A 23,236-nucleotide genomic window follows, 5' to 3' on the forward strand; every position below is an offset into this window, starting at 1 on the left:
TCATGCCCTGACGGGGTCGGTGAACTCGCCTTCGCGCAGCGTGCGGGCAATCCGGTCGAGCACGGCGTTGCCCATCTGCACCGCATCGCCTTCGAGGAAGCCGTGCGCCACGTCGAGATATTCGTTGATGACGACCCGCGCCGGCGGCCCGTCGGTCATCCAAAGCTCGGCGCCGGCGGCGCGCAACAGGGCTCGCAGCACCGGATCGAGCCGCGGCATCGGCCAGGCTTCGGGCAGCACGCCGGCGATCAGCGGGTCGACCACGTCCTGCTGCGCCGTCGCGGTGCGGACGATGCGCGAGAACAGCGGCACATCGGGCGGCGGAACCTCGCCTTCCTCGACGCCGAGCATCCCCGCCATCCGCCCGAAACGGTGGCGGACGAACTGGTCGATCACGGTTTCGGCCGTCTCGCCGGCATGCTCGCACTGGTAGAGCGCCTGCACCGCCGCGGCGCGGGCGAGCGTGCGCGGCCGCGCCTTGCTTCCCGCCGGTTTCATGCCGCCCCCAGACGACGCGCGAGGGCGATCTGCCGCAGACAGGCCGATGCCGCCTCGGCCCCCTTGTTCGATCCGGTCTCGGCCGAGCGCGCCTCCGCCTGAGCCAGGGTATCGACGGTCAGCAGCGCCGTCCCGAGCGGCGCCGCATAGTCGATCGCCACCTGCATCAGCCCGTTCATCGCCGAATCGCAGATGAAATCGTAATGGTCCGTCTCGCCGCGCACGACGCAGCCGAGCGCCACATAGCCATCGTAGCGCGTCCGCCCGCGCAGCGCGATGGCGAGCGCCTGCGGCAGCTCGAACGCGCCGGCGACGTCGACCGTCTCGACCGTCGCATTCGCCCGGCCGAGGAGCAGCACCGCCGCATCCGTCATGCCGTCGACGATCTGCCGGTAATAGGGCGCGCGGATCAGCAGGATGCGCGGCGCCGGGCCAGGCACATCCGGCACCTCGGCTTCAGGGGCATCGGCCGTGCTCATGGCTTCGAAGGCTCCTCGATCGGCAGTTGCTCGACAATGTTGAGCCCGTAGCCTTCCAGCCCGACCACGGCGCGCTTGTGGTTCGAGAGCAGCACCATGTCACGCACGCCCAGATCCGCGAGGATCTGCGCGCCCACGCCATAGTCGCGCAGCACGGCGCCGGTGCGCGCCCCGCCGACGATCTGCCGCAACCGCGAGGAGACCGCATCGGGCCGCGCCTCGCGGATGAGCACGACGACCCCGCGCCCGGACTGGGCGATCTGCGCCATCGCCCGGCGCAGGTCGCGGATATGGTCGCCGCCCAGAATGTCGTCGATCGTGCTGATCGCGTGCATCCGCACCAGCACGGGCTCGTCGGCGGCAATGTCGCCCTTGATGAGAGCGACGTGCTCGACCTGGTCGATCGTGTTCTCGAAGACGACGCTGCGCCACTGATGCCCCGCGCCATCCGTGATCATTCCATCGCCCGCGCGGCGGACCAGCTTCTCCATCCGCCGGCGATAGGCGATCAGATCGGCGATCGTCCCGAGCTTGAGATTATGGTACTGCGCGAACGAGACGAGGTCCGGCAGCCGCGCCATCGTCCCGTCCTCGTTCATGATCTCGCAGATCACCCCGGCCGGCGTGAGGCCGGCGAGGCGGGCAATGTCCACCGCCGCCTCGGTATGGCCGGTGCGGACCAGCGTGCCGCCGTCCCGCGCCATCAGCGGAAAGATGTGGCCGGGCGAGACGATGTCGGCGGCGCCGCATTCGGGATTGATGGCGACCGCGATGGTCCGCGCCCGGTCGGCCGCGGAAATCCCGGTGGTCACCCCCTCGCGCGCCTCGATCGAGACCGTGAAGGCGGTTTCGTGGCGCGACCCGTTCGACTGCGCCATGAGCTTGAGCCCGAGCGTCTCGCAGCGCGCGCGGGTCAGCGCGAGGCAGATCAGCCCCCTCGCGTGCCGGGCCATGAAATTCACGGCGTCGGGCGTCGCGAACTGGGCGGGGATCACGAGGTCGCCCTCGTTTTCCCGGTCCTCGTCATCCACCAGGATGAACATCCGCCCGGCGCGCGCTTCCTCGATGATCTCCTCGGCCGAGGCGAGGTATTGCTGCAGCGATGCGGTCTTGAGCTGATCCATCAGGCTACCTCCGCCAGCCGCGCGACATAGCGGGCCAGCATGTCGATTTCGATATTCACCGCATCGCCGACCGCCAGCGTGGCGAAATTGGTGTGCGTTTCCGTGTGCGGGATGATGTTCACCCCGAATTCAGTGCCGTCAACCTCGTTCACCGTCAGCGAGACACCGTTCACCGCAACGCTGCCCTTCGGCGCGATGAAGCGCGCCAGGTCCCGCGACACCCGGAAACGCCAGCGCGTCGAGCCGCCCTCCGGCCGCGTCGACACCACCTCGCCCAGCCCGTCGACATGGCCGGAGACGACATGGCCGCCCAGTTCGTCGCCCATGCGCAGCGCGCGCTCGAGATTGATCCTGGTGCCGGTGCGCCACGCGCCGAGCGTGGTCTTCGACAGCGTCTCGCCGGAAACCTCGACGGCGAACCAGTCCGGCCCGCGCTCGACCACCGTGAGGCAGCACCCCGAACAGGCGATCGAGGCGCCGAGCGCGACCTCGCCGATCCCGGCCCAGTCGGGATTGCCCGCCGGCACGCCGATGACGAGACGCGTATCGCTGACGCTGTCCGCCGGGCGCACGTCGCGCACATCGCCAACCCCGGTGATGATCCCGGTGAACATCGTTCAATCCCTCCGATAGCGCGTGCGGATGTCGCCGCCGCAAACCGACGCGTCGATGCGCGTGAAACGCGCCGCCCGGCCCAACTCCTCCACACCGAAGCCGGCCACCGCGCCGATCCCGTCATCGCCGATCACGACCGGGGCGGTGAACCACTCCAGACGGTCCACCAGATCGGCACGGATCAGCGCCGCCGCAAGAGTGCCGCCGCCCTCGGCCAGCACGCGGGTCAGCCCCGCCTCGCCCACCGCCGCGAGCGCCGCCGCAAGGTCGATCCCCACCGGGGCGGCGGGAACCTCGAACAGCCGGGCGCCGAGATCGAGCAGCGCCGCGCGCCGGGCCGGGTCGGCGCCGTCGCGATGCACGATCCAGAGGGGGTGGTCCGCGGCCCCGCGCACCAGCCGCCCGTCGAGCGGGATCCGCAAATGCGAATCGACGATCAGGCGGATGACCGGCGTGCTGCGGAAGCCCTCGAGGCGGCAGGTCAGTTCCGGATCATCGGCCAGCACGGTGCCGACGCCGACCATCACGGCGTCATGCGTCCCGCGCAACGCGTGCGCCGCCTGGCGGGCCGCCGCACCGGTGATCCACTGGCTGGCGCCGGTGCGCGTCGCGATCTGCCCGTCGAGCGAGGTCGCGAGCTTCAGCGTCACCAGCGGCCGCCCCTCGCGGATGCACTTGCAGAACCCCGCATTGATTTCCGCGGCTTCGGCACCGCCAATTCCCTCGACCACCTCGAGTCCCGCCTCGCGCAGGCGGGAGAGGCCCGCGCCGTTGGTCCGCTCGTCCGGGTCGGTCATGGCGACGACGACGCGCGCGATGCCGGCCGCGACCAGCGCATCGGCGCAGGGCGGCGTCCGGCCGTGATGGGCGCAGGGTTCGAGCGTGACATAGGCGGTGGCGCCCCTTGCCGCGTCGCCCGCCGCGGCAAGGGCTTCGGTTTCGGCATGCGGCCGCCCGCCTTGCGCCGTGCGGCCACGCCCGACCACCCGCCCGCCGCGCACGATCACGCAGCCGACGGTCGGATTCGGCGCGGTCTCGCCCAGGCCGCGCCGTGCGAGCGCGAGGGCCGTCCGCATATGCGCGAGATCGTCCATGCCTATTTCGATGGGTCCATCGTACCCAGGAAGGCCTTGAAATCCTTGGCTTCCCGGAAATCGCGATAGACCGAGGCGAAGCGCACATAGGCCACCGCATCGACCTCTTTCAACGTATCCATCACCAGCTCGCCAATCTCGCTGGACGGAATTTCCGCCTCGCCCGAGGCTTCCAGCTTGCGGACGATGCCGTTGACGATCCGCTCGATCCGCTCGTCATCGACGGGTCGCTTGCGCAGCGCGGTGCGGATCGAACGGGCCAGCTTGTCACGATCGAACGCGACCCGCCGCTGATCGGCCTTCACCACGACCAGCTCGCGCAGCTGCACGCGCTCGATCGTGGTGAAACGCTGGCTGCACTGCGGGCAGAAGCGCCGGCGACGGATGGCGGCGCCATCCTCCGTCGGCCGGCTGTCCTTGACCTGGGTATCGGCCTCGCCGCAGAACGGGCAGCGCACGCTTTTTTACCGGTAGATCGGGAACCGGGCGCAGAGCTCCAGCACCTTGGCGCCCACCGCCGCCTCGACGGCGGCGTTGTCACCGTCGTTCGATGCCGAGAGCCCGTCCAGCACCTCGACGATGAAACGGCCGACCATGCGGAACTCGTCGGGCCCGAAACCGCGCGTCGTCGCCGCCGGCGTGCCGAGGCGAATGCCGGAGGTGACCGCCGGCTTCGCCGGGTCGAACGGAATCGCGTTCTTGTTCGCGGTCATGTGGGCGCGCTCGAGCGAGGCCTCCGCCGCCTTGCCGGTCACGTTCTTCGGGCGGAGATCCACCAGCATGAGATGGCAGTCGGTCCCGCCGGTCACGATATCGAGACCGCCCTCGACCAGCGTTTCCGCCAGCACCTTGGCATTGTCGGCCAGCGCCTTCTGGTAGGCGCGGAATTCGGGGCGGAGCGCCTCGCCGAAGGCGACCGCCTTCGCCGCGATCACATGCATCAGCGGGCCGCCCTGCAGGCCGGGGAACACCGCCGAGTTGATCTTCTTGCCGAGGTCGAGGTCGTTGGAGAGGATCATGCCGCCGCGCGGGCCGCGCAGGGTCTTGTGCGTCGTCGTGGTAACGACATGCGCGTGGGGCACCGGCGAGGGGAAGATCCCGGCCGCGACGAGCCCGGCGAAATGCGCCATGTCGACCATGAAATAGGCGCCGACCTCGTCCGCCACCTTGCGGATGCGGGCAAAGTCGATGAAGCGCGGATAGGCCGAGCCGCCGGCGATGATCAGTTTCGGCTTGCGCTCGCGCGCGAGGCGCTCCAGCTCCTCGTAGTCGAGGGTGCCATCCTCGCGCTTCACGCCATACTGCACGGCGTCGAACCATTTGCCGGACAGGTTCGGCGCCGCCCCATGGGTCAGATGGCCGCCCGCGGCGAGGCTCATGCCCAGAATCGTGTCGCCCGCGTTGAGCAGGGCGAGGAACACCGCCTGGTTGGCCTGCGCGCCGGAATGCGGCTGGACATTGGCGAAGGCGCAACCGAACAGCTCCTTCGCGCGCGCGATCGCCAGTTCCTCGGCGATATCGACCGCCGCGCAACCGCCATAGTAGCGCTTGCCGGGATAGCCTTCGGCGTATTTGTTGGTCAGCACCGACCCCTGGGCCTCGAGCACGGCGCGGGAGACGATATTCTCGGAGGCGATCAGCTCGATGCCGTCCTGCTGGCGGCCGAGTTCGCGGCCGATCGCCGCCGCGAGATCAGGATCGGTCTCGGCGAGAGGGGCGTTGAAGAAGCGCGAGATGTTCGCGATCGGGCTCTGCTGGTTCATGTTTTCGGCTCCGGGGTCAGTTTGGCGAGCCTCTTCTCGTGCCGGCCGCCTTCGAATTCGGTGGTCAGAAACGCATTGAGCGCGTCCAGCGCGACCATTTCGCCGGTCAGCCGGGCACCCAGGGCGAGGATATTGGCATTATTGTGCATGCGCGAAAGGCGCGCCTCGGTTGCATCATGGGCCTGCGCGCAACGAACGCCGGTGTGGCGGTTCGCCGCGATCGCCATGCCGATGCCGGAACCGCACACAAGCAGGCCGAAACGGGCCGATCCGGCCTCGATCCGCATGCTCACCTCATGCGCGATATCGGGATAATCCACGCTCGCGGCCGAATTCGTGCCGCAATCGATCACCGCCCAGCCGGCGGCGCGCGCGGCCTCTGCCAGCCGGTCCTTCAATTCGAACCCCGCATGGTCGGCGCCGACCACCAGTGTCATGTTTTCGCTCATGGCGGGGCCTTAGCACGCCCGGCCCTGGCGCGAAACCGGATTTGCGCCACGCGATGTCGCACTGGCTGGCCGCGAATGGCGTGCATGGGGCACAACCGCGTTATGGGGTTGCGGGATCGCCGCCGATCCGCTAATTCGCCCTCCACGGCGGACCCGTAGCTCAACTGGATAGAGCACCAGACTACGAATCTGGGGGTTAGGAGTTCGAGTCTCTTCGGGTCCGCCAGTCCCCGCCGCAGAGGATGCCCGCCAATGGCCGATCCGGCGCCGATCGACCCCCGCCTTCTGGAAATCCTGGTCTGCCCGCTCACCAAGGGGCCGCTGATCTATGATCGCGAGGCCGGGGAACTGATCAGCACGAAAGCCGGCCTCGCCTTTCCGATCCGGGACGGCATCCCGATCATGCTGGTCGACGAAGCGCGCCAGATCGACCCGTGACCGCGCCGGAACCGACCGAAATCCGCCTGCGCCGGGCCGAGCGGGTGCTCGAGATCACCTTCGCCGATGGCGCTCGCTTCGAGCTTTCGGCCGAATATCTCCGCGTCGAGAGCCCGAGTGCCGAAGTGCAGGGCCACAGCCCGTCAGAGCGGCAACTGGTCGCCGGCAAGAAGGCGGTGGGCATCTCCCGCCTCGAGCCGAACGGCAACTACGCGGTGCGAATCACCTTCGACGACGGGCACTCCACCGGCATCTATTCCTGGGACTATCTTCACAGGCTGGGGCGCGAGCAGGATCAGCGGTGGCCCGCTTATCTGAAGGCGCTCGACGCCGCGGGCCTCTCCCGCGATCCCGGCTGATCCCGCGCCGCGCGGACGGCTTGCACACATCCCTTTGGCTCACAAGGCGGCCGCTGATCGCCGGTCCGGGGGCATCCATGCGTCCGACTGGCTTGCGCGGGCGCGGTTGACTATCATCTAGGGAGTCATAGCAACGGATCAGCGACCATGGATCATTTCACCGACTCGGACGCACGGCGCCCAACAGGCGCGGACGCCGCAATCATCGAGGGCAGCCAGACCACGTTCATGGCCGATGTCGTCGAGGCATCGAGAAAGGTCCCGGTTCTGGTCGATTTCTGGGCTACCTGGTGCGGTCCCTGCAAGACTCTGACGCCGACGCTCGAGAAAGTCGTCCGCGCCTATGGCGGCAGGATCAGGCTGGTCAAGATCGACATCGACGAGAACCGCGCGCTCGTTCAGCAGCTTTCGAGCCTCGGGTTGCCGTTGCAGTCGGTGCCGACCGTCGCCGCATTCTGGCAGGGACAGATCGCCGATCTGTTCCAGGGCGCCCTGCCGGAAAGCGAGGTGCGCCGGTTCGTCGACGCGCTGCTCAAGCTGGCCGGCTCCTCGGCACCCTCGGCAGACCTGATCGCTCAGGCCCGCAAGGCGATGGAGGACGATCAGCCGGAGCAGGCCGCCGCCCTGTTCAGCGCCGCGCTCGATGAGGACCAGAACCGCCCCGAGGCCTGGGCCGGCCTCGTGCGGGCGCTTGTCGCCCTCGGCGCGGATGAGAGGGCCGAGGCCATCCTGGCCGAGGTCCCGCAATCCCTCGCCGAGCACGCGGAGATCCAGGCGGCAAAGACGGCGGTTTCCGTCGCCCGCGAAGGCCGCATGGCCGCCCGCCAACTGGCCGAACTCCAGGCCAGGCTTGCCGCGGATCCGAACGACCACGACACCCGGTTCGCTCTCGCTGCCGCCCTCAACGCCACCGGCGACCGCACCGGCGCCGCCGAGGCCCTGCTCGACATCATGCGACGTCAGCGCAACTGGAAGGATGACGCGGCCCGACTTCAGCTTCTCAAGTTCTTCGACGCCTGGGGCGTCGATGACGCCGACACGATGGCCGCCCGGCGCAAACTCTCGGCCCTGCTGTTCAGTTGAGTTCACTCTTCGGCATGTCGGGGACGTCCGCACGGTTCGAGGGCGTCCCGGAGATCTTTCCGATCTTTCCACTGACCGGGGCCGTGCTGTTTCCGGGCGGGCGTCTGCCGCTGAACATTTTCGAGCCGCGCTATCTGGCCATGGTCGACGACGCGATGGCCGCGGGGCGAATGTTCGGCATGATCCAGCCGCTTCCCGACACACCGCGAACCGCGAACGGGCCGGCCATCTATCGCCTCGGCTGCCTCGGCCGCATCACGGCCTTCAGCGAGACGGATGACGGACGCTATCTCATCACCCTGACGGGTCTCGTTCGCTTCGAGGTCGTCGAGGAAGCGGAAATGCGGCGCGGCTACCGCCGGGTGCAGGGCGATGTGTCCGCATTCCGCGACGATTTCGCGATACAGTCGAATGGCGCCATCGGAGCCCCTCCCCTCGTTTCGCGAGAGCTGCTGACCGGCGCGCTACGACGCTATTTCGAAGCGATCGGCGTCGATGCGAACTGGGATGCGATCAATGAAATCTCGGACGATGCGCTGATTGTTACCCTGTGCATGGCGTGCCCGTTCAGCCCGATCGAGAAGCAGACACTTCTCGAAGCCCGGACCGACGCAGAACGTGTGCGATCGTTGCTGGCGATCCTTGAGATCCACTCCCGTCGTTCCTGATCGACGTTCAGATCCGCGACATCTGCCGCTCCGCAAGCTTCCAGATATAGGCGATGATTTCGGCCACCGCCCGGTAATGCTCGGGCAGGATCTCGGTTTCAACATCCTGCTGGAACAGCGCCCTGGCGAGCGGCGGATTTGCCACGATCGGAATGCGGGCCTCGCGCGCAAGATCCCGGATCCGCGCCGCTCGTTCATCTGCGCCCTTGGCGACGATCTTCGGCGCTTCCGCCTGGCCCGCACGGTATTCCAGCGCAACCGCATAATGTGTCGGGTTCGTAATGACGACGGCCGCCCGGGCCATCGCCACGTTGAGGCTTCGTTTGGCAAGGGCACTTCGCGCCGCCTTGATCCGCGCGCGAACGTGGGGATCGCCATCCGTTTCCTTCTGTTCGTCCTTGACTTCCTGCCGTGACATTTTGACTGAAGTCGAAAAGCGGTTGCGCACCAACACGAAGTCGACTGCGCCCGAAACAACCTGAATCATGACGGCCGCAGACAGAATGGCAACGATCGAACCAAAGATCGCCGCAAGAAGCGTCTTTTCCGAACCGAGCAGCATCGCCTCCAGGCCGTGGAGCCTTGCGTCCATGACGACATAAAGCGCTGCACCAATCGCCGCCAACTTGAGGATGGACTGTCCGGAAGCGGCGAGGTTTGGAGTCCCAAACAGTTTGCCGATGCCGGCAAGCGGGTTCAACCTGGCGAAGTTCAGGCCAATCGCCCCCCAGTTCGTCCTGAAGCCGGTCTGCAGGAGCGATACGACGATTGCCGATAGTGCAATCGCGCCTGCAAACGGAATGAAAACGCCGAGCGATGCCATTCCAGCCTGCCATAAGGCGCGGCTGAGACCGGCCCCACTGTCGACCGTTGCAGCCCTGGTGAAGGCGCTCGCAAGCGTATTCGCAAGGCGTTCGGCGGAAGACGGCAGCACACCGATCATCACCGCAAGGGCAACACCGAGACTGGCCAGTGTCGCCACTTCCCTGGACGTTCCGGGCCCCTGCTCGTCCAACGCCTTCGCAAGGCGCGTTGGCGTCGCAGCTTCGGTCCGATCTTCCTTGTCTTCAGCCGCTATGACACGACCTCATGCGATATCACGGATTCCGGCCTGCATCTCACCAGCTCGCGTAAGCATGCAGAAGCGGCAGCATCGCATCCTGCCAGACAGTGAGCATCGGGGAGGCGAGGATCGCGAGCAGAAACATGCCGCCAAGCAGCTGCAGCGGGGCGGCAACGAAATAAACCTGCATGCTCGGGGCGACCTTGGACATCAGTCCAAGACCGGCCTGCCACAGGAGACCGATGAACAGAAAAGGCGCGGCAAGATGCAAGGCCGTCACGAACTCTGCCGACACGGCCCGGACAGCGAAGCCGAGCAGCAGCCCCGCCGGGGGAAGGTGAGCGCCAATGATTGTCGACGTCAGCGGGATTACCCGGAACGACCGGATTATGGCGAGGACCGGCAACATAAAAAGACCGGTGGTGAACACTACAGCCGGCAACATGACGCTCAGGGCATTCGCCACCAGCGTGCTGTTCGGACCAATCTCGACATTCGGCAGCAACACGCTGGACAGGCCCATCTGATAGGAAATGATCTGTCCCGCTACGGGCAGGCTCAGCATGATCGCCGCCGTGAGCCAGCCGAGAGATAGCCCGACAACGATCTCACGAAGAACCAGAAACACGAAAACCGGAATCGAGGATGGAACGCCAATCGTACCGGAGACGATCAACGGCGCCACGATTGCCGTAAGAGCGATCGACAGCCCGATGCGTATCTGCGGCGGCGCATTCCCCGCCCCCATGAAGGGTAGCGCCATGACTAGACTCGAAATTCTGATGAAAATCAGCAACGGCCCGAAAACCATATCGGCAAGGCCGTGCGGAAACATGATCAGCCGACGTGAATCATGGCGGTGAATATCTCGTGCGCGAACTGCGATAACGTACCGAGCAAAAAACTGCCCATGATCATCAATGTTCCGGCGACGGCAGCCATCTTTGGCAAAAAGACAATGGTCGCCTCGTTGATTTGCGTCACCGCCTGCAGCAGCGATATCACGACGCCCGCCACGAGCGCGGCGAGCAAAGGCGGCGCCGACAGTTGCGCCGCAACAAGAAATGCCTCGTGGAGCGACGTGATGACCGCGGGATCAGTCATACCGGGAACCGCAAGCGATGCCGGACCGCTGCTCCTTTTGTCTGCCAATCATCGCTGAAGCACCACCGCCCATGATCAGATCGGCATGCTCATGATCGATTGATAGGCTTGGATCAGACGATCACGGATGGCAACGGTCGTCTGCAACGCAACCTGAGCCTGGGCAACGGAGGCAACGACATGGGTAAGGTCTCCCTTTCCCATCAAACCGGAACTGGCTGCCTGCTCCGTCGACGCGCTCTGATGAATTGCGCTCGTGATGACGTTCGACATGTAATCGCCAAAGCTGGGCGAACCGGCCGCGCCCGTGCCGGCAGCGCGACCATAGGCAGAGATTGCATTGGACGGATTTACGAGAGCCGAGATCGTTCCGGACATCAGATCAGCCCCAGCGTACGGGTCATCATGCCGCGCGTGGCATTCATGACGGAGAGATTGGCATCGTAGGAACGCTCGGCCTGCTGCATATCCATGAGTTCCACCAGACTATTTACGTTTGGCAACTTGACGTAGCCCTGGGCGTTGGCCGCGGGATTGGAGGGATCGTATTTCATTGGGAATGGCGCCGTGTCCTTGCCGATATTCGCAACCTGCACCAGGTCAGTGCCGGTGGTCTGGCTAAAGACGTCCTGGAATGAGATGGTCTTTCGCTGATATGGATTGCTGCCCGGCGTCGAGCCCGTGCTGTCCGCGTTGGCCAGATTCTGCGCGATGACCTGCAGCCGCGCATCCTGCGCTGACAGTCCCGCAGCCGTAATGTCGAGTGTGGTACCGAATTTCATTATAGTTCCTCGGATTTTACGGGTTGGGACCAAGCGCCGTAGTGAACATGCCAAGATAGGTCTTGTAGATATTCACTGCATATTGCTGGTTGATCTGGGTTCCGGCGACCGCCGCGAGCTGACTTTCAAGCGAAACCGCGTTTCCATCGGGCGCGCGTGCCGCGACGGTGGCGGTCTCCGTGCCAACGGATTGACCGGAGGATGACGGAATATCGAGGGCACTCGTCGTGGCCAAGGCAAGATTGCCAGTGCCGTTCAGCGTATCCGAGAACGCAACCGGCATTCTGGACACATATCCTGGGGTATCGATATTCGCTATGTTTTGCGCCAATACCGATTGCGATTGCGCCAGATAGACCAGCCGATCGGCGGCGAGGCCGATAAGATTCAAGGTCATTTTGCCCTCCGAAACCGGAAGGATGATGCCTTTGAAAAGTTAAAATTCCGTCAAGGATAATGGGCATTAATTTTTTTATTTCTGCGAACCCGACGCGCAGGTTCAATGAAATATTAATCTTTTTCCGGCTTTCTTCCGCAGACCGACCTGCCGCCGATTCGGACGAAGCCAGGTCGGCGGGATCAGATCCGGAGACTGCTGCAGAATGGGCATGGCAGGAATAGAGCACGTTGTTATCGCGCTGGGGGTCGTCTTGCTCCTGATTGCGGGACTTGCCGCAATTCTGCGCCGACTCCGTCTGACCAGCGCCTTGACAGGGATTGCCTCCGCTTGGGGCGTGACGGCCCAGACACAGTCCTGCCGAGTCGGCCGCAGCACGACATTGTCGATCGTTACACTGGGCGACTTCAGTTTTGTTGTCATGAATGGCCCGCGATCGGACCAAATACAGCTCTTGCCGACGGCTCGGCACGGGAACGACACCTGATGAACCGGCGTACACGCACCGGCGTGCTGCTGGGGGCCGGCCTCGGCCTTGCCCTCCTGGCCTTGCCTCACGCCGCCCATGCCCAGTCGGTCAATCTCGATCTCGGGTCGGGAGGCGCGCCCGAAACCGCGAAGCTTATCCAGCTCATCGCGCTGATCGGCGTCATCTCGCTGGCGCCCAGCCTACTTGTCATGCTCACGGCCTTCACGCGGATCGTCATCGTGCTGAGTCTGCTGCGCACGGCCCTCGGCACACAGACGACACCGCCAAACTCGGTGCTGATCGGACTTGCTCTGTTTCTCACCTATTTTGTCATGGCCCCGGTGTTCTCGCAGTCGTGGCACACCGGTCTCCTGCCGATGACCCAGGGCGATGTTGGCACGCTGGAGGGGCTGAAGCTCGCCGCCGCGCCGTTTCACACCTTTCTCGCTGATAATGCCCGCCCCGCCGATGTGCGGGTCTTCCTCTCGCTGGCACACATCAAGCCGCCGGCAAACATGCAGGATGTTCCTTGGCGCGCACTGATTCCCGGCTTCGTCGTCGGTGAGTTGCGCCGCGGATTTGAAATGGGCTTCATGATCTTCCTGCCGTTCATGGTGATCGACATCGTCATTTCCTCGATCCTGATGAGCCTCGGCATGATGATGCTGCCGCCCACCGCGGTGTCACTGCCATTCAAGATCATCTTTTTCGTTCTTGTCGATGGCTGGCAACTCGTCTGCGGCAGCCTGGTGAGAAGCTTTCCGCCCATACATTTCTAGTTGCGACTGGAACGTCTCCTCACCCTGCGTGACGGCCGGTCAGCCGGGGTCGAGCGGGATCGATATCCTGAAATGCGTTCCTCTGCTGCTCGTCGCCACGAGCGTAAGCTCGCCTCCATGGGCGCGCACCAGGTCACGGGCGATGGCGAGGCCCAGGCCCGTTCCACCGCTGCGGGCAGACCCTGTGAAGGGCCTGAACAGATTGGCCTGCGCCCGCTCGGGCAGACCAGGTCCGTCATCCACGATGTCGATGATGACCTGGCCGGCATCGATGCCGCTGCTGATGACGAGCCGGCCCGCCCCCGCCTCGGCAGCGTTGCGCATCAGGTTCAGCAAGGCGCGCTGCATCTGCGTTCTGTCCAGCGACGGCATGATTTCGGCTGGAATGTTCGTTTCGATGGTCAGGCGCTCGTGCAGCAGGCGCGTCTGCGCGGCGACGTCTGCGACCAGTTCCGCCAGGGGACAGGCCGCTCTGACCAGAGGCGGCGGGCCCTCCCGGGCGAAACTGAGCGTATGAGTGACGAGATCCGTCGCGCGTTCGACCGCGTCGACCAGGGTCGTCGCGCCGCTGGGGATCGCGGGGTCAGCACTTCCGGAAAGCCGGTCAGCGACCAGCAGCGCCGTCGATAATATGTTGCGCAGATCGTGGCTGATCTTGGCCACCGCCGTGCCGAGTGCCGCCAGCCTGGCATTGCGCCACAGCGCGGCACGAAGCTCCGTCTGCATGCTTGCGAGTTCGCGCGCGGCAACCGCGATCTCGTCGTCCCGGAACTCATCCGCCGGCCGGATCGCAAGCGGCGCGGCGTGCTCGGGATCTTCCCGGAAGCGGGTGATGCTTTCCGTCAGCCGGCGCATCGGCAGCACGAGCACCCGGTTGAGCGCGACATAGACCACCAGTCCGGTCAGCAGCGCGATGGCGAGAGAGAGGGCCGCGGTATGGTCCGCATAGTGCCACAGATGCCTTGCGAGAACGGGGTTGTGGACGACGATCTGCACGATGACATTCGGCTGCAGCGGACTTGGCGCGGTGACCAGCACATCGCGCGGGGCAAGGCCGAACTGCACATCGAGAGCCCTGAGAACGGAACCAAACAGGGTTTCGTGCGCGAGGTTGATCGAGCCCTCGGCGCGCACCGTCCCCCGCGGCGGCAACACCAGGATGCTGCGTCCGCCCTGCACGAGCCGGATCGCCTCGGTGCCGGACAGACGGAGCAATTCGTTGCGAGTCGACAGATCGACGACCCCATGCGGCGCGGTCGATACCGTCAGCGCCGCGAGATGGGCCTCGGTCACTCTGTTCATCAGCCAGGCGCTGCGTTCATGGCCGAGGCTCGGCAACAGGATCATGACCTCGACAAGCAGCGTCACGATCACGGTCAGCCAGAGCAGCCGCGCCGACAGGCTGTGGCCGATCCATCGCCCGAAGACTTTGTTCATGGCGGTCAGGCGGCCCTCGCGCGGAAAGCGGCGCGCCCTTCCTCGAACAGGCGATCGAGAAAGGCACGGTCCGCATAGGCCCGCGATTCGGGCGAAAGGCCGGCCAGGGCACGATCGGCCGGATATTCGATGAAGGTCAGCGTCGGCGGCAGCAGGGCGCATTCAGCGTCGATCGCCGTCTGGAAGGCGAGTTCCTGCACCCGGTTGAGAATATCGGCCGGCTGGCTCGGCACGCCGGCCCGAAGCCGGCTCTGCGCCCGAATCAGCACCAGCCTCTCGGGATCGAGCGCCAGCAACGGACCGAGAGGCGGATTGCCCGAATACGCCCCGTCCCAGTAAGCGATTCCATCGATCAGCACCGTCGGAAACAGGGTCGGCAGGCAGGCGGAAGCCAGAAGGGCGTCGACCGTGATGTCCTGATTCGTGAATATGCGTGACAACCCCGACTCCACGGCGGTCGCCGCAATGAACAGCCGCGGCGCCGAAGGATCGGCCAAGGCGGCACGATCGAGCAAATCCGTCAGGATGGGACGCAGCGGATTCTGCCCCAGCGGGTTGATCGACGCGTGTCCAAACATGCTGAGAACCGTCGCAATACCCTGCATTGCAAGGTTGCTGCCGAATTCGCGCCCGACCTCGAAGCCGGGTAGCCAGCGGTCGAGATGCGACGTCAGCGGCGCCAGCACGTTGGTCGCCACCACCCGGTCCCAGAACTGCGCCATCGCCGCCCGGGCGCCGTCCGCCCCGCCGCGAACGAAACCCTGGACGGCCATCGTGCCCAGAATGGCGCCGGAGGAAACACCGCAGACGGCGTCGAACACCTCCCCGGCGGCCAGCAATGCATCGAGAACACCCCAGGCATAGGCGCCGTGCGAGCCGCCGCCCTGCAGGGCCAGCGCAGTGCGACAACGATACGGTTGCTGTGAGGTCATCATCGCAATCTGCACAATCGCATATGGGTTGGGCAAGCGGAACCGCGCCGGCACGCGGCGGTTCAGCCGTCTTTGTTGACGTCGGGCAGGACAATGCCTAAGAGGACGGACCGAAGGGAGCCGCTCCGGACGGAACGCGGCGCTCTGCCTGTTTTCCGAATTCAACCGGCGGCAGGTTGCCCGCAACCACCGCCATACGGCAGTCATTGGAGTAGAGACCGTGAAGCGCACCTACCAACCCTCCAAGCTCGTTCGCAAGCGCCGCCATGGTTTCCGCTCGCGGATGGAGACCGTCGGCGGCCGCAAGGTGCTGGCAAGCCGTCGCGCGAAGGGCCGGAAGCGTCTTTCCGCCTGACGTTCCTTCGCGTTCGCCCGGGCCCGCACATCGCGCTGCGTGGCCGGGCCCGGAACCAGTCACGATCATGCGCGCCGCGCCCTTCCAGTCTCTGCCCCAGCGTGCCGATTTCCTCCGTGCCGCTGCCCATGGGCGGAAGGCGGCGCGCGAAGGTTTCGTCGTACAAATCCTGCTGACAATGCCCGGCGCGCCCGTCCGCCTCGGCCTGACCGCGAGCCGGAAGGTCGGCAACGCGGTCATCCGGAACCGGGCACGCCGCCGGCTTCGTGCGCTCGCTCGCGAAGAATTGCGCCACCGATCGGTTTCCGGGGCGGACATCGTCCTGATCGCCCGCAAAGGCACGGCAACCGCCGAATTTTCAAGCCTCCGCGCGGATTTCCGCGCCGTGCTCGACGCGGCTTTTCCCCCTGCGGCGGCAGACGCGCGATGAACACGGCGACGAAGTTGCTGCGTGGCGGGGTGCGGGCCTATCAGCTGACGCTGTCATCTGTCCTCGGCGGGCAGTGCCGCTTCTATCCTTCGTGCAGCGCCTATGCGATGGAAGCGCTCGCGGTTCATGGCGCGCTGCATGGTTCCGCCCTCGCCGCACGGCGCATCCTGCGTTGCCATCCCTGGAATCCGGGCGGGGTCGATCCCGTCCCACCGGCCCATCACCACGATGAGATGAAACAGAATGGATAATCGACGGCTTCTCTACTCGATCTCGATCTCTCTGGTGATCCTCGTGCTGTTCCAGGTCATCGCGAGCTACGTGCTGCCGCCGCCGAAAAAGGCGCCGCCGCACCCGGCCACGCAGACAGCGCAGACACAGCCGGTCTCCGGCCAGCCCGCGCCGGGCGTGCCGGCCCCCAGCGCGGTGCCGCCCGCGGCCGCGCCGGGCGGCGTCGCGGCGAAGATACCCGCCGGCCCGCGCCTCGCGATCTCGACCCCGCTGCTGCGCGGATCGATGAGCCTGGTCGGCGCCCGGCTGGATGACCTCGTGCTCACCCGCTATCACCAGACGGTCAAGAAGACGTCGCCGCTCGTGCAGCTGCTCTCGCAGGCCGGCACGGCGAAATCCTATTACGTCCAGTTCGGCTGGGATGCAGCACCCGGCAGCTCCCTCAAGGTGCCCGGTCCCGATACGGTGTGGACCAGCTCCGGCGGGGACCTCTCGCCCGCCCACCCGGTGACGCTGTCATGGAACAACGGCGCCGGCGTGACCTTCGAACTCAAGCTTGCGGTCGACCGCCAGTATCTCTTCACGGTCCAGCAGCGCGTGATCAATCACGGCGCGGCGGCGGTCGAGGTCTATCCCTGGTCGCGCATCCGCCGCGACTTCCTGCCGGAGGAGCCGGGCTCGTTCACCCTCCACAAGGGGCCCATCGGCGTCTTTCACGGCACGCTGCACGAGATGGGCTATGAGGGCGTGAAGTCGGGCGGGAAGCATCCCGCCGCCGGCGATGCGCCCGGCACCGCGTATCAGACGACCAATCTCGGCGGCTGGGCCGGCATCACCGGCAAATACTGGCTGACCGCGCTCATCCCGAGCCAGGGCCGCGAGGTGATCGGCGCCTATCGCTACCTCGCGGATCCCGGCCAGCCGGAGCACGGCGGATACCAGGTCGACTACATGACCGCGAAGCCCGTCGATGCCGCCCCCGGCGCCACCGCGTCGACCACGACCCACGTCTTCGCCGGCGCCAAGGTGCTGAGCATCCTGAGCCACTACGAAACGCAATACCGCATCCCGCTGTTCGAACGCGCGATCGATTTCGGCTGGTTCTTCTTCCTCACCAAGCCGATCTTCATCGCGCTCGACTACCTCGCTGGCGTGTTCGGCAACATGGGGGTGGCGATCATCGTCTTCACCATCGGGCTGAAGCTGGTGCTGTTCCCGCTGGTCCGCACCTCCTACCGCTCGATGGCGCGGATGCGCGCGATCACCCCGAAGGTCCAGGCGCTGCGCGAGCGCTACAAGGACGACCAGATGCAGCAGCAGAAGGAGATCATGGCGCTCTACAAGGCCGAGGGCGTCAACCCCGCCGCCGGCTGCCTGCCGATGCTGCCGCAGATCCCGATCTTCTTCTCGCTCTACAAGGTCATCTTCATCTCGATCGGCATGCGCCACGCGCCCTTCGTGCTATGGATCCATGACCTCTCGGCCGAGGACCCGACCAACATCTTCAACCTCTTCGGCCTGCTGCCGTTCCACCCGAGCGCGCTGTCGCCCTTCCTGCATCTCGGCATCCTGCCGATCATCATGGGCATCACGATGTGGGGTCAGCAGCGGCTGAATCCGCCGCCGCCGGACCCGACCCAGGCGAAGATGATGCAGTTCATGCCGGTGATCTTCACCTTCATGCTCGGCCGCTTCGCCGCGGGGCTGGTGCTGTATTACTGCGTGAACAACACGCTCACGATCCTGCAGCAATGGACGATCATGCGCGGCACCAACGCCGCCCCGCGCGCCGCCGCCAACCTCAACGCCAAGGGTTGAGCGCGGCGCCATGGAAGAGACCGACCCGATCGAGGAAGGGCGGAAACTCTTCGCCCGCGGGGCGCGGTTCTTCCATGCCGCGCAGACCGCCGAGGGCCTGCCGGAGCCGGAAGGCATCGAGATCGCCCTCGCCGGCCGCTCGAATGTCGGCAAGTCGACGCTGATCAACGCGATCACCGGCCAGGTGGCGCTCGCCCGCGTCGCCCAGGCGCCGGGGCGCACCCGCCAGCTCAACTTCTTCCGCATTGGCGACGGGCCGCTGACCATCGTCGACATGCCGGGCTATGGCTACGCCGCCGCCCCCAAGGCGGTGAAGCGGGACTGGCAGGGCCTGATGTTCCGCTATCTGCGCGGCCGGCCCAACCTGCGCCGCGTCCTGCTGCTGATGGACGCGCGGATCGAGGACAAGCCGGCCGACCACGCGGTGATGGAGCTGCTCGACCAGGCGGCGGTGTCCTTCCAGGTCGTGCTGACCAAGGCCGACAAGATGAAACCCGAGGCCCTCGCCAGCAAGCTCGCCTCGATCGGGGCGATCGCCCGGCGGCATCCGGCGGCGCTGAACGAGGTGCTCGTCACCTCCGGCGAAACCGGCGCCGGCATTGCCGAACTGCGCGCGGTGATCCACGGCCTGCTGGCTTGACCGCCCGCGCCCGGTTCCATAGAGCACTTTCCGATCCTGCCGGATCGGATGCAGTGCTCTATCGTATTGAAAATTAGAGCATCTTTATCCGACCAGATGACCCCATCCGGTCGGGTGACGCTCTGGACCGCCGGAAAAGCAAGGAAAGATCCTGCCGTCATGACGATTTCCGACCGCCACGCCGACGCCGCCGAACAGGCCCGCATCGTCGCCCTCGCTCTGCCCTATCTGCGCCGCTATGCCGGGGCGACGATCGTGGTGAAATATGGCGGCCACGCGATGGGCGAGGAATCGCTCGCCGAGGAATTCGGGCGCGACATCGCCCTGCTCAAGCAGGTCGGCATCAATCCCGTGGTGGTGCATGGCGGCGGGCCGCAGATCAACGCGATGCTCAAGCGGCTGGCGATCCAGTCCACCTTCGTCGATGGCCTGCGGGTGACCGACGCGGCGATGGTCGAAGTGGTCGAGATGGTCCTCGCCGGCACCGTCAACAAGATGGTCGCCGGGCTGATCAACCGGGCCGGCGCGCTGGCCGTCGGCATCTGCGGCAAGGATGGCGGGCTGATCCGCGCGCGCAAGCTGACGCGGACGACGCGCGACCCCGAGGGCGCGATCGAGCGCGCGCTCGATCTCGGCTTCGTCGGCGAGCCGGAGCATGTCGATGTCCGGGTGATCCATGCGCTGACCGGCGCCGGGCTCATCCCCGTCGTCGCCCCCGTCGGCGTCGGCGCGGATGGCGCGACCTACAACATCAACGCCGATACGGTGGCGGGCGCCATCGCCGGCGCGCTCGGCGCCAACCGGCTGCTGATGCTGACCGATGTCGCCGGCGTGCTCGACCGCAACGGCAAGCTCATTCCCGATCTCAGCATCGCCGAGGTCGAGGCGCTGCGCGCCGACGGGACGATTTCCGGCGGGATGATTCCGAAGGTCGAAACCTGCATCGAGGCGGTGCGGCAGGGCGTGAAGGGGGCGACGATCGTCGATGGCCGCGTGCCCCATGCCTGCCTGCTGGAACTGTTCACCGAAGGCGGCATCGGCACGCTGATCCACGCGTGAGGGCGGCACCCGGCGGGCTTTCCGCCGGGCGGCGAGCGGACCCCGCGCGGTTCAGGCGACCTTTGCGGGCAGCCGCACCACGTTGGCGCCGGCGGCGATGCGGAACCGGCTGAGCAACTCCGCCAGGGTCGCCGCTTCGGACGACATGCCGTGGCTGGCCGCGGTGGTCTGCTCGACCATGGCGGCGTTTTGCTGGGTCACCTGATCCATCTGGTTGACGGCGGTGTTGACCTCGGCGAGCCCGGTCGACTGTTCTTCCGACGAGGCCGCGATGTCGACGATCAGGCCGTTGAGCGCCGAGACCTGCCGGGCGATGCGCCCGAGCGCGGCGCCGGTTTCGCCCACGAGTTCGACGCCGGCGCCGACCTCGCGATCCGAGGTGGCGATCAGCTGCTGGATCTCGCGCGCGGCGGAGGCCGAGCGCTGGGCCAGGGCGCGGACCTCGGTGGCGACGACGGCGAAGCCGCGGCCGGCCTCGCCCGCGCGCGCCGCCTCGACGCCGGCATTCAGGGCGAGGAGGTTGGTCTGGAAGGCAATTTCGTCGATCAGCCCGCTGATCTGCCCGATCTGGCGGGATGACGCCTCGATTGCGCTCATCGCCGCGACCGCGCGCTGCACGATCTCGCCCGAATGATCGGTCTCGGAGCGCGCGTCGCCGACCAGTTTCCGGGCCTCGCCGGTGCCGGCGGCGGTGCGCCGCACGGTGGCGGTGATCTGTTCCAGCGCCGCGGCCGTCTGTTCGAGCGTCGCGGCCTGCTGTTCGGTGCGGCGGGCCAGATCGTCCGACGCCGCGGTGATTTCCTGCGCGCCCGAACGCACCGCGTCGGCGTTGCGGGCGATCATCGCCATCGCGTCGTGAAGCTGGCGGATCGCGCCGTTGAAGTCGGTGCGGAGCTTTTCGTATTCCGCGGCCAGCTTCTCGTCGAGCCGGAACAGCAGGTCGCCGCCGGCGAGGCGCTCGAGGCCGGTGCCGAGGGCGGCGATCGCGTGCGCCTGCTGGTGGGCGCGCGTGACACGCTCGGCATCGAGGGCGCGCCGCGTATCCTCGGAGAGCTGCCGCAGGGCGATCGCTTCCCCGGCCGTCCTGACCTGCTCGGCGAGCACCTTCCGCAGGGAATCGAGATCGGCGCGGATGCAGGCCATGCTGCGCGGATCGCCGGTCACCGTCCCCTCCGGCAGGTCCAGCTTCCTGACGCCGACGAAGATGATCGCGATCGTCTCGTGGTTGGCGATGACCGGCTCGTAGATGGCGAAATAGGGTTCGCCGAGGATTTCCGCCTCGCCGCGATAGGTCTTGCCCATGCCGAGCACGGCATCGTGGATCGGGCCGGGGGCGAGCCTCGTGCCGACCGCGCGGGTGCCGTCAGGCTTCTGAACATTCGTGGCCACCCGGACGTCGCGCATGAAGATGGTCACGGCGCCGCCGTATTGCGTCTTGATCTCGTCGACGACACGATCGTCGCCATTGATGCGGTAGGCGCCGAACCAGAGTTCGTCGTTCTCGATGCGCGCCGGGCCGAGGGCCGCGAGACGGGCGCGCAGGCCATCGATGTTCCGGTCGAGCCCGTTCTGCGCGACCATGTCGCGATGCGCCTCGCTCGCGGCGATCGCCACGGCGTTCAGATCCCGCGCGAGGGTGGAGATGCGGCGGCGGACGCCGAGCAGAATGGCGGCGATGGCGCCGGCCGCGGCCAGGACGATGCCGGCCAGTATCCAGACCATCGTCACCGGCCCCGCGACCGGCCGGCGGACGGGACGACAATCCTGACGGGATGGCGTTTCATGGATCGGGCTCCCCTTGACAGGCTGGGCCTAGCAGCGTGGATCACCGACCCCGCATAGCAGGCGGGACTTAATGAAAGCCTAATTTCACGGCACGGCCGTGGGATCGCGGCTGACGCGCACGAGTTCCACCCGGCGGCCGTTCATCGCCAGCACCTCGAAGCGCCAGCCGCCGAAGGCGATCGCGTCGCCCTGGCGCGGCACCCGCTTGAGCAGGGCGAGCAGGAAGCCGCCCAGCGTGTGATACGAGCCGTGGGCGGGCAGGTTCTCCAGCCCGAACTTGTGCGCCACCTCGTCGATCGGTTCGAGACCGTCGAGCTCGTAGCGGTCGGGCGCGGGTTCGCCGGCCTCGCCATAGCCCGCCTCCTCGACATCGCCGACGATCGCCTCGAGCAGGTCGCCCACCGTCACCATGCCCTCGAAGCTGCCATATTCGTCGAGCACGAAGGCGACGCCGAGCGGGTCGGATTTCAGGCGCTCCAGCGCATCGAGCGCGGAGATCGCGTCCGGCACGGCGAGCGGCTGGCGCAGCGCGGTGGCGATCGAGATGTCCTTGCCGTCCAGCATCCGGTCGAGGATGTCCTTGGCCTGGACGATGCCGACCACATTGTCGATGCTGCGGTCGCAGACCACGAAGCGGGAATGCGGCGCGGCCTTCAGCGAGGAGATCACCTGGCCGCGCGGGGCGGTGCGGTCGAGCCAGGCGATGTCCTGCCGCGGCGTCATGATCGCGCGGATCGGCTTGTCGGCGAGGCGCATGACCCGCTCCATCATGTCCCGCTCCTCGTATTCGAGCATGCCGGATTCGGTGCCCTCGGCGAGGATGGCCTTCAGCTCCTCCTCGCTGATCGCCCGGCGGTGCGGATCGACCGGGCCGAACAGGCGCAGCACCAGATCGGAGGTGAAGCCGAGCAGCCAGACCAGCGGCGAGGCGGCGCGGGCGAACATGTCGATCGGCCAGGCGACGAGGCAGGCGATCCGCTCGGCATTGCGCAAGGCGAGCTGCTTCGGCACGAGTTCGCCGAAGACGAGGGTGAGCAGCGTGACGCCGACGACGGTGAGCGCCAGCGCGATCGTGTCGGCGAGCGGGGCGAGCGGGCGGATCAGCGCGATCGCCGGCGCCAGCGAATGGGCGAGTTGCGCCCCGCCCACCACGCCCGTCAGGACGCTGATCGCGGTGATGCCGATCTGCACCGTGGGCAGGAAGCGCTCGGGCGTCTCGGCCAGCAGGCGCGCGCGCTCGGCGCCACGCACGCCTTTTCGGGCGAACAGCGCGAGCGCCGCCTTGCGGGACGACACCAGCGCCATCTCGGCGAGGGCGAATCCGGCATTGAGCAGGATCAGCAAGGTCAAAATCAGTATCAGAACAACAACGTGCATACCTTACT

29 protein-coding genes and 1 tRNA gene are annotated in these 23,236 nt (G+C 66.5%); 12 read left to right on the forward strand and 18 right to left on the reverse strand.

From position 1 onward, the window contains the following. From nusB to rpiB, 8 genes are read right to left on the reverse strand one after another with little or no spacing between them, the layout of a single operon-like run. Complete coding sequence (nusB, locus tag ACMV_RS11770; RefSeq protein ID WP_007423605.1) at positions 1-498, reverse strand: transcription antitermination factor NusB; 498 nt, start codon at positions 496-498, stop codon at positions 1-3. Beyond that, a complete protein-coding gene (gene ribH / locus ACMV_RS11775; RefSeq protein WP_007423604.1) occupies positions 495-977 on the reverse strand; it encodes a 6,7-dimethyl-8-ribityllumazine synthase in 483 nt (160 codons plus the stop codon). Before ribH ends, nusB begins: the two co-directional genes overlap by 4 nt. Continuing rightward, the gene (gene ribB / locus ACMV_RS11780) at positions 974-2,101 is read right to left on the reverse strand and encodes a 3,4-dihydroxy-2-butanone-4-phosphate synthase (RefSeq protein ID WP_007423603.1); all 1,128 of its coding nucleotides are present in this window, start codon (positions 2,099-2,101) and stop codon (positions 974-976) included. The genes ribH and ribB overlap by 4 nt, the downstream gene beginning before the upstream one ends. Next, positions 2,101-2,715 carry a riboflavin synthase gene (locus tag ACMV_RS11785; protein WP_013640559.1) on the reverse strand — a complete coding sequence of 205 codons (615 nt, stop codon included), beginning with the start codon at positions 2,713-2,715 and terminating at the stop codon, positions 2,101-2,103. Before ACMV_RS11785 ends, ribB begins: the two co-directional genes overlap by 1 nt. A 3-nt stretch (positions 2,716-2,718) precedes the next feature. Then, a complete protein-coding gene (gene ribD, locus ACMV_RS11790; RefSeq protein WP_013640560.1) occupies positions 2,719-3,810 on the reverse strand; it encodes a bifunctional diaminohydroxyphosphoribosylaminopyrimidine deaminase/5-amino-6-(5-phosphoribosylamino)uracil reductase RibD in 1,092 nt (363 codons plus the stop codon). A gap of 2 nt (positions 3,811-3,812) precedes the next feature. Continuing rightward, a complete protein-coding gene (nrdR, locus tag ACMV_RS11795; RefSeq protein WP_007423352.1) occupies positions 3,813-4,268 on the reverse strand; it encodes a transcriptional regulator NrdR in 456 nt (151 codons plus the stop codon). A 6-nt stretch (positions 4,269-4,274) separates the two neighbouring features. Further along, a complete protein-coding gene (gene glyA, locus ACMV_RS11800; RefSeq protein WP_007423351.1) occupies positions 4,275-5,573 on the reverse strand; it encodes a serine hydroxymethyltransferase in 1,299 nt (432 codons plus the stop codon). Next, the gene (gene rpiB, locus ACMV_RS11805; RefSeq protein WP_012039830.1) at positions 5,570-6,022 is read right to left on the reverse strand and encodes a ribose 5-phosphate isomerase B; all 453 of its coding nucleotides are present in this window, start codon (positions 6,020-6,022) and stop codon (positions 5,570-5,572) included. The genes glyA and rpiB overlap by 4 nt, the downstream gene beginning before the upstream one ends. 149 nt (positions 6,023-6,171) lie before the next feature. On the opposite strand from rpiB, the gene ACMV_RS11810 reads away from it, so the two are divergent. The 5 genes from ACMV_RS11810 (at position 6,172) to ACMV_RS11830 (ending at position 8,570) form a co-directional block, all read left to right on the forward strand. Continuing rightward, positions 6,172-6,248 (forward strand) — tRNA-Arg (locus tag ACMV_RS11810). 26 nt (positions 6,249-6,274) lie between these two features. Next, the gene (locus ACMV_RS11815) at positions 6,275-6,460 is read left to right on the forward strand and encodes a Trm112 family protein (RefSeq protein ID WP_007423349.1); all 186 of its coding nucleotides are present in this window, start codon (positions 6,275-6,277) and stop codon (positions 6,458-6,460) included. Next, on the forward strand, positions 6,457-6,819 hold the full coding sequence (locus ACMV_RS11820) for a gamma-butyrobetaine hydroxylase-like domain-containing protein (RefSeq protein ID WP_013640561.1): 363 nt from the start codon (positions 6,457-6,459) through the stop codon (positions 6,817-6,819). The genes ACMV_RS11815 and ACMV_RS11820 overlap by 4 nt, the downstream gene beginning before the upstream one ends. Before the next feature lie 147 nt (positions 6,820-6,966). Further along, complete coding sequence (locus tag ACMV_RS11825; RefSeq protein WP_007423347.1) at positions 6,967-7,902, forward strand: tetratricopeptide repeat protein; 936 nt, start codon at positions 6,967-6,969, stop codon at positions 7,900-7,902. 14 nt (positions 7,903-7,916) lie between these two features. Next, positions 7,917-8,570 (forward strand): LON peptidase substrate-binding domain-containing protein, encoded by a 654-nt coding sequence (locus ACMV_RS11830; protein ID WP_012039832.1) that lies wholly within the window; start codon positions 7,917-7,919, stop codon positions 8,568-8,570. A gap of 7 nt (positions 8,571-8,577) precedes the next feature. On the opposite strand, the gene ACMV_RS11835 is transcribed toward ACMV_RS11830, so the two are convergent. The 6 genes from ACMV_RS11835 to ACMV_RS11860 all read right to left on the reverse strand — a co-directional run bounded on the left by ACMV_RS11835 (position 8,578) and on the right by ACMV_RS11860 (position 11,916). Further along, positions 8,578-9,648 (reverse strand): EscU/YscU/HrcU family type III secretion system export apparatus switch protein, encoded by a 1,071-nt coding sequence (locus ACMV_RS11835; protein WP_081432887.1) that lies wholly within the window; start codon positions 9,646-9,648, stop codon positions 8,578-8,580. A 40-nt stretch (positions 9,649-9,688) separates the two neighbouring features. Further along, positions 9,689-10,468, reverse strand: a complete 780-nt coding sequence (locus ACMV_RS11840; protein WP_007423344.1) for a flagellar biosynthetic protein FliR — start codon at positions 10,466-10,468, stop codon at positions 9,689-9,691. A gap of 2 nt (positions 10,469-10,470) precedes the next feature. After that, positions 10,471-10,737, reverse strand: a complete 267-nt coding sequence (locus tag ACMV_RS11845) for a flagellar biosynthetic protein FliQ (RefSeq protein WP_012039834.1) — start codon at positions 10,735-10,737, stop codon at positions 10,471-10,473. 75 nt (positions 10,738-10,812) lie between these two features. Continuing rightward, positions 10,813-11,115, reverse strand: coding sequence for a flagellar hook-basal body complex protein FliE (locus tag ACMV_RS11850; protein WP_007423342.1), 303 nt, complete (start codon positions 11,113-11,115; stop codon positions 10,813-10,815). After that, complete coding sequence (gene flgC, locus ACMV_RS11855; RefSeq protein ID WP_007423341.1) at positions 11,115-11,519, reverse strand: flagellar basal body rod protein FlgC; 405 nt, start codon at positions 11,517-11,519, stop codon at positions 11,115-11,117. Before flgC ends, ACMV_RS11850 begins: the two co-directional genes overlap by 1 nt. A gap of 16 nt (positions 11,520-11,535) precedes the next feature. Next, on the reverse strand, positions 11,536-11,916 hold the full coding sequence (locus ACMV_RS11860) for a flagellar basal body rod protein FlgB (protein ID WP_013640562.1): 381 nt from the start codon (positions 11,914-11,916) through the stop codon (positions 11,536-11,538). Positions 11,917-12,402: 486 nt separating this feature from the next. Between ACMV_RS11860 and fliP the strand changes: the two genes are divergently transcribed. Beyond that, the gene (gene fliP, locus ACMV_RS11870; protein ID WP_007423339.1) at positions 12,403-13,164 is read left to right on the forward strand and encodes a flagellar type III secretion system pore protein FliP; all 762 of its coding nucleotides are present in this window, start codon (positions 12,403-12,405) and stop codon (positions 13,162-13,164) included. A 39-nt stretch (positions 13,165-13,203) separates the two neighbouring features. Here fliP and ACMV_RS11875 read toward each other — a convergent pair whose 3' ends face one another. Together ACMV_RS11875 and ACMV_RS11880 are read right to left on the reverse strand one after the other, a co-directional pair. Further along, on the reverse strand, positions 13,204-14,601 hold the full coding sequence (locus ACMV_RS11875; protein WP_013640563.1) for a sensor histidine kinase: 1,398 nt from the start codon (positions 14,599-14,601) through the stop codon (positions 13,204-13,206). 5 nt (positions 14,602-14,606) lie between these two features. After that, positions 14,607-15,533, reverse strand: a complete 927-nt coding sequence (locus tag ACMV_RS11880; protein ID WP_231844400.1) for a patatin-like phospholipase family protein — start codon at positions 15,531-15,533, stop codon at positions 14,607-14,609. A 220-nt stretch (positions 15,534-15,753) separates the two neighbouring features. On the opposite strand from ACMV_RS11880, the gene rpmH reads away from it, so the two are divergent. From rpmH to argB, 6 genes are all read left to right on the forward strand, one after another. Beyond that, on the forward strand, positions 15,754-15,888 hold the full coding sequence (rpmH, locus tag ACMV_RS11885; protein ID WP_007423336.1) for a 50S ribosomal protein L34: 135 nt from the start codon (positions 15,754-15,756) through the stop codon (positions 15,886-15,888). 67 nt (positions 15,889-15,955) lie between these two features. Then, the gene (gene rnpA, locus ACMV_RS11890) at positions 15,956-16,318 is read left to right on the forward strand and encodes a ribonuclease P protein component (RefSeq protein WP_007423335.1); all 363 of its coding nucleotides are present in this window, start codon (positions 15,956-15,958) and stop codon (positions 16,316-16,318) included. Continuing rightward, a complete protein-coding gene (gene yidD, locus ACMV_RS11895) occupies positions 16,315-16,569 on the forward strand; it encodes a membrane protein insertion efficiency factor YidD (protein ID WP_007423334.1) in 255 nt (84 codons plus the stop codon). The genes rnpA and yidD overlap by 4 nt, the downstream gene beginning before the upstream one ends. Continuing rightward, positions 16,562-18,367 (forward strand): membrane protein insertase YidC, encoded by a 1,806-nt coding sequence (yidC, locus tag ACMV_RS11900; RefSeq protein ID WP_012039836.1) that lies wholly within the window; start codon positions 16,562-16,564, stop codon positions 18,365-18,367. The genes yidD and yidC overlap by 8 nt, the downstream gene beginning before the upstream one ends. Before the next feature lie 10 nt (positions 18,368-18,377). Then, on the forward strand, positions 18,378-19,007 hold the full coding sequence (yihA, locus tag ACMV_RS11905; protein ID WP_007423594.1) for a ribosome biogenesis GTP-binding protein YihA/YsxC: 630 nt from the start codon (positions 18,378-18,380) through the stop codon (positions 19,005-19,007). A gap of 159 nt (positions 19,008-19,166) precedes the next feature. Beyond that, the gene (gene argB, locus ACMV_RS11910; protein WP_013640564.1) at positions 19,167-20,066 is read left to right on the forward strand and encodes an acetylglutamate kinase; all 900 of its coding nucleotides are present in this window, start codon (positions 19,167-19,169) and stop codon (positions 20,064-20,066) included. Between the two features lie 51 nt (positions 20,067-20,117). Here argB and ACMV_RS11915 read toward each other — a convergent pair whose 3' ends face one another. Together ACMV_RS11915 and ACMV_RS11920 are read right to left on the reverse strand one after the other, a co-directional pair. Next, on the reverse strand, positions 20,118-21,788 hold the full coding sequence (locus tag ACMV_RS11915; protein WP_013640565.1) for a methyl-accepting chemotaxis protein: 1,671 nt from the start codon (positions 21,786-21,788) through the stop codon (positions 20,118-20,120). Positions 21,789-21,935: 147 nt separating this feature from the next. Continuing rightward, a complete protein-coding gene (locus tag ACMV_RS11920) occupies positions 21,936-23,228 on the reverse strand; it encodes a hemolysin family protein (protein ID WP_012039839.1) in 1,293 nt (430 codons plus the stop codon). Positions 23,229-23,236 lie beyond the last annotated feature (8 nt).

The organism is Acidiphilium multivorum AIU301, from assembly GCF_000202835.1.
Lineage (GTDB): Bacteria > Pseudomonadota > Alphaproteobacteria > Acetobacterales > Acetobacteraceae > Acidiphilium > Acidiphilium multivorum.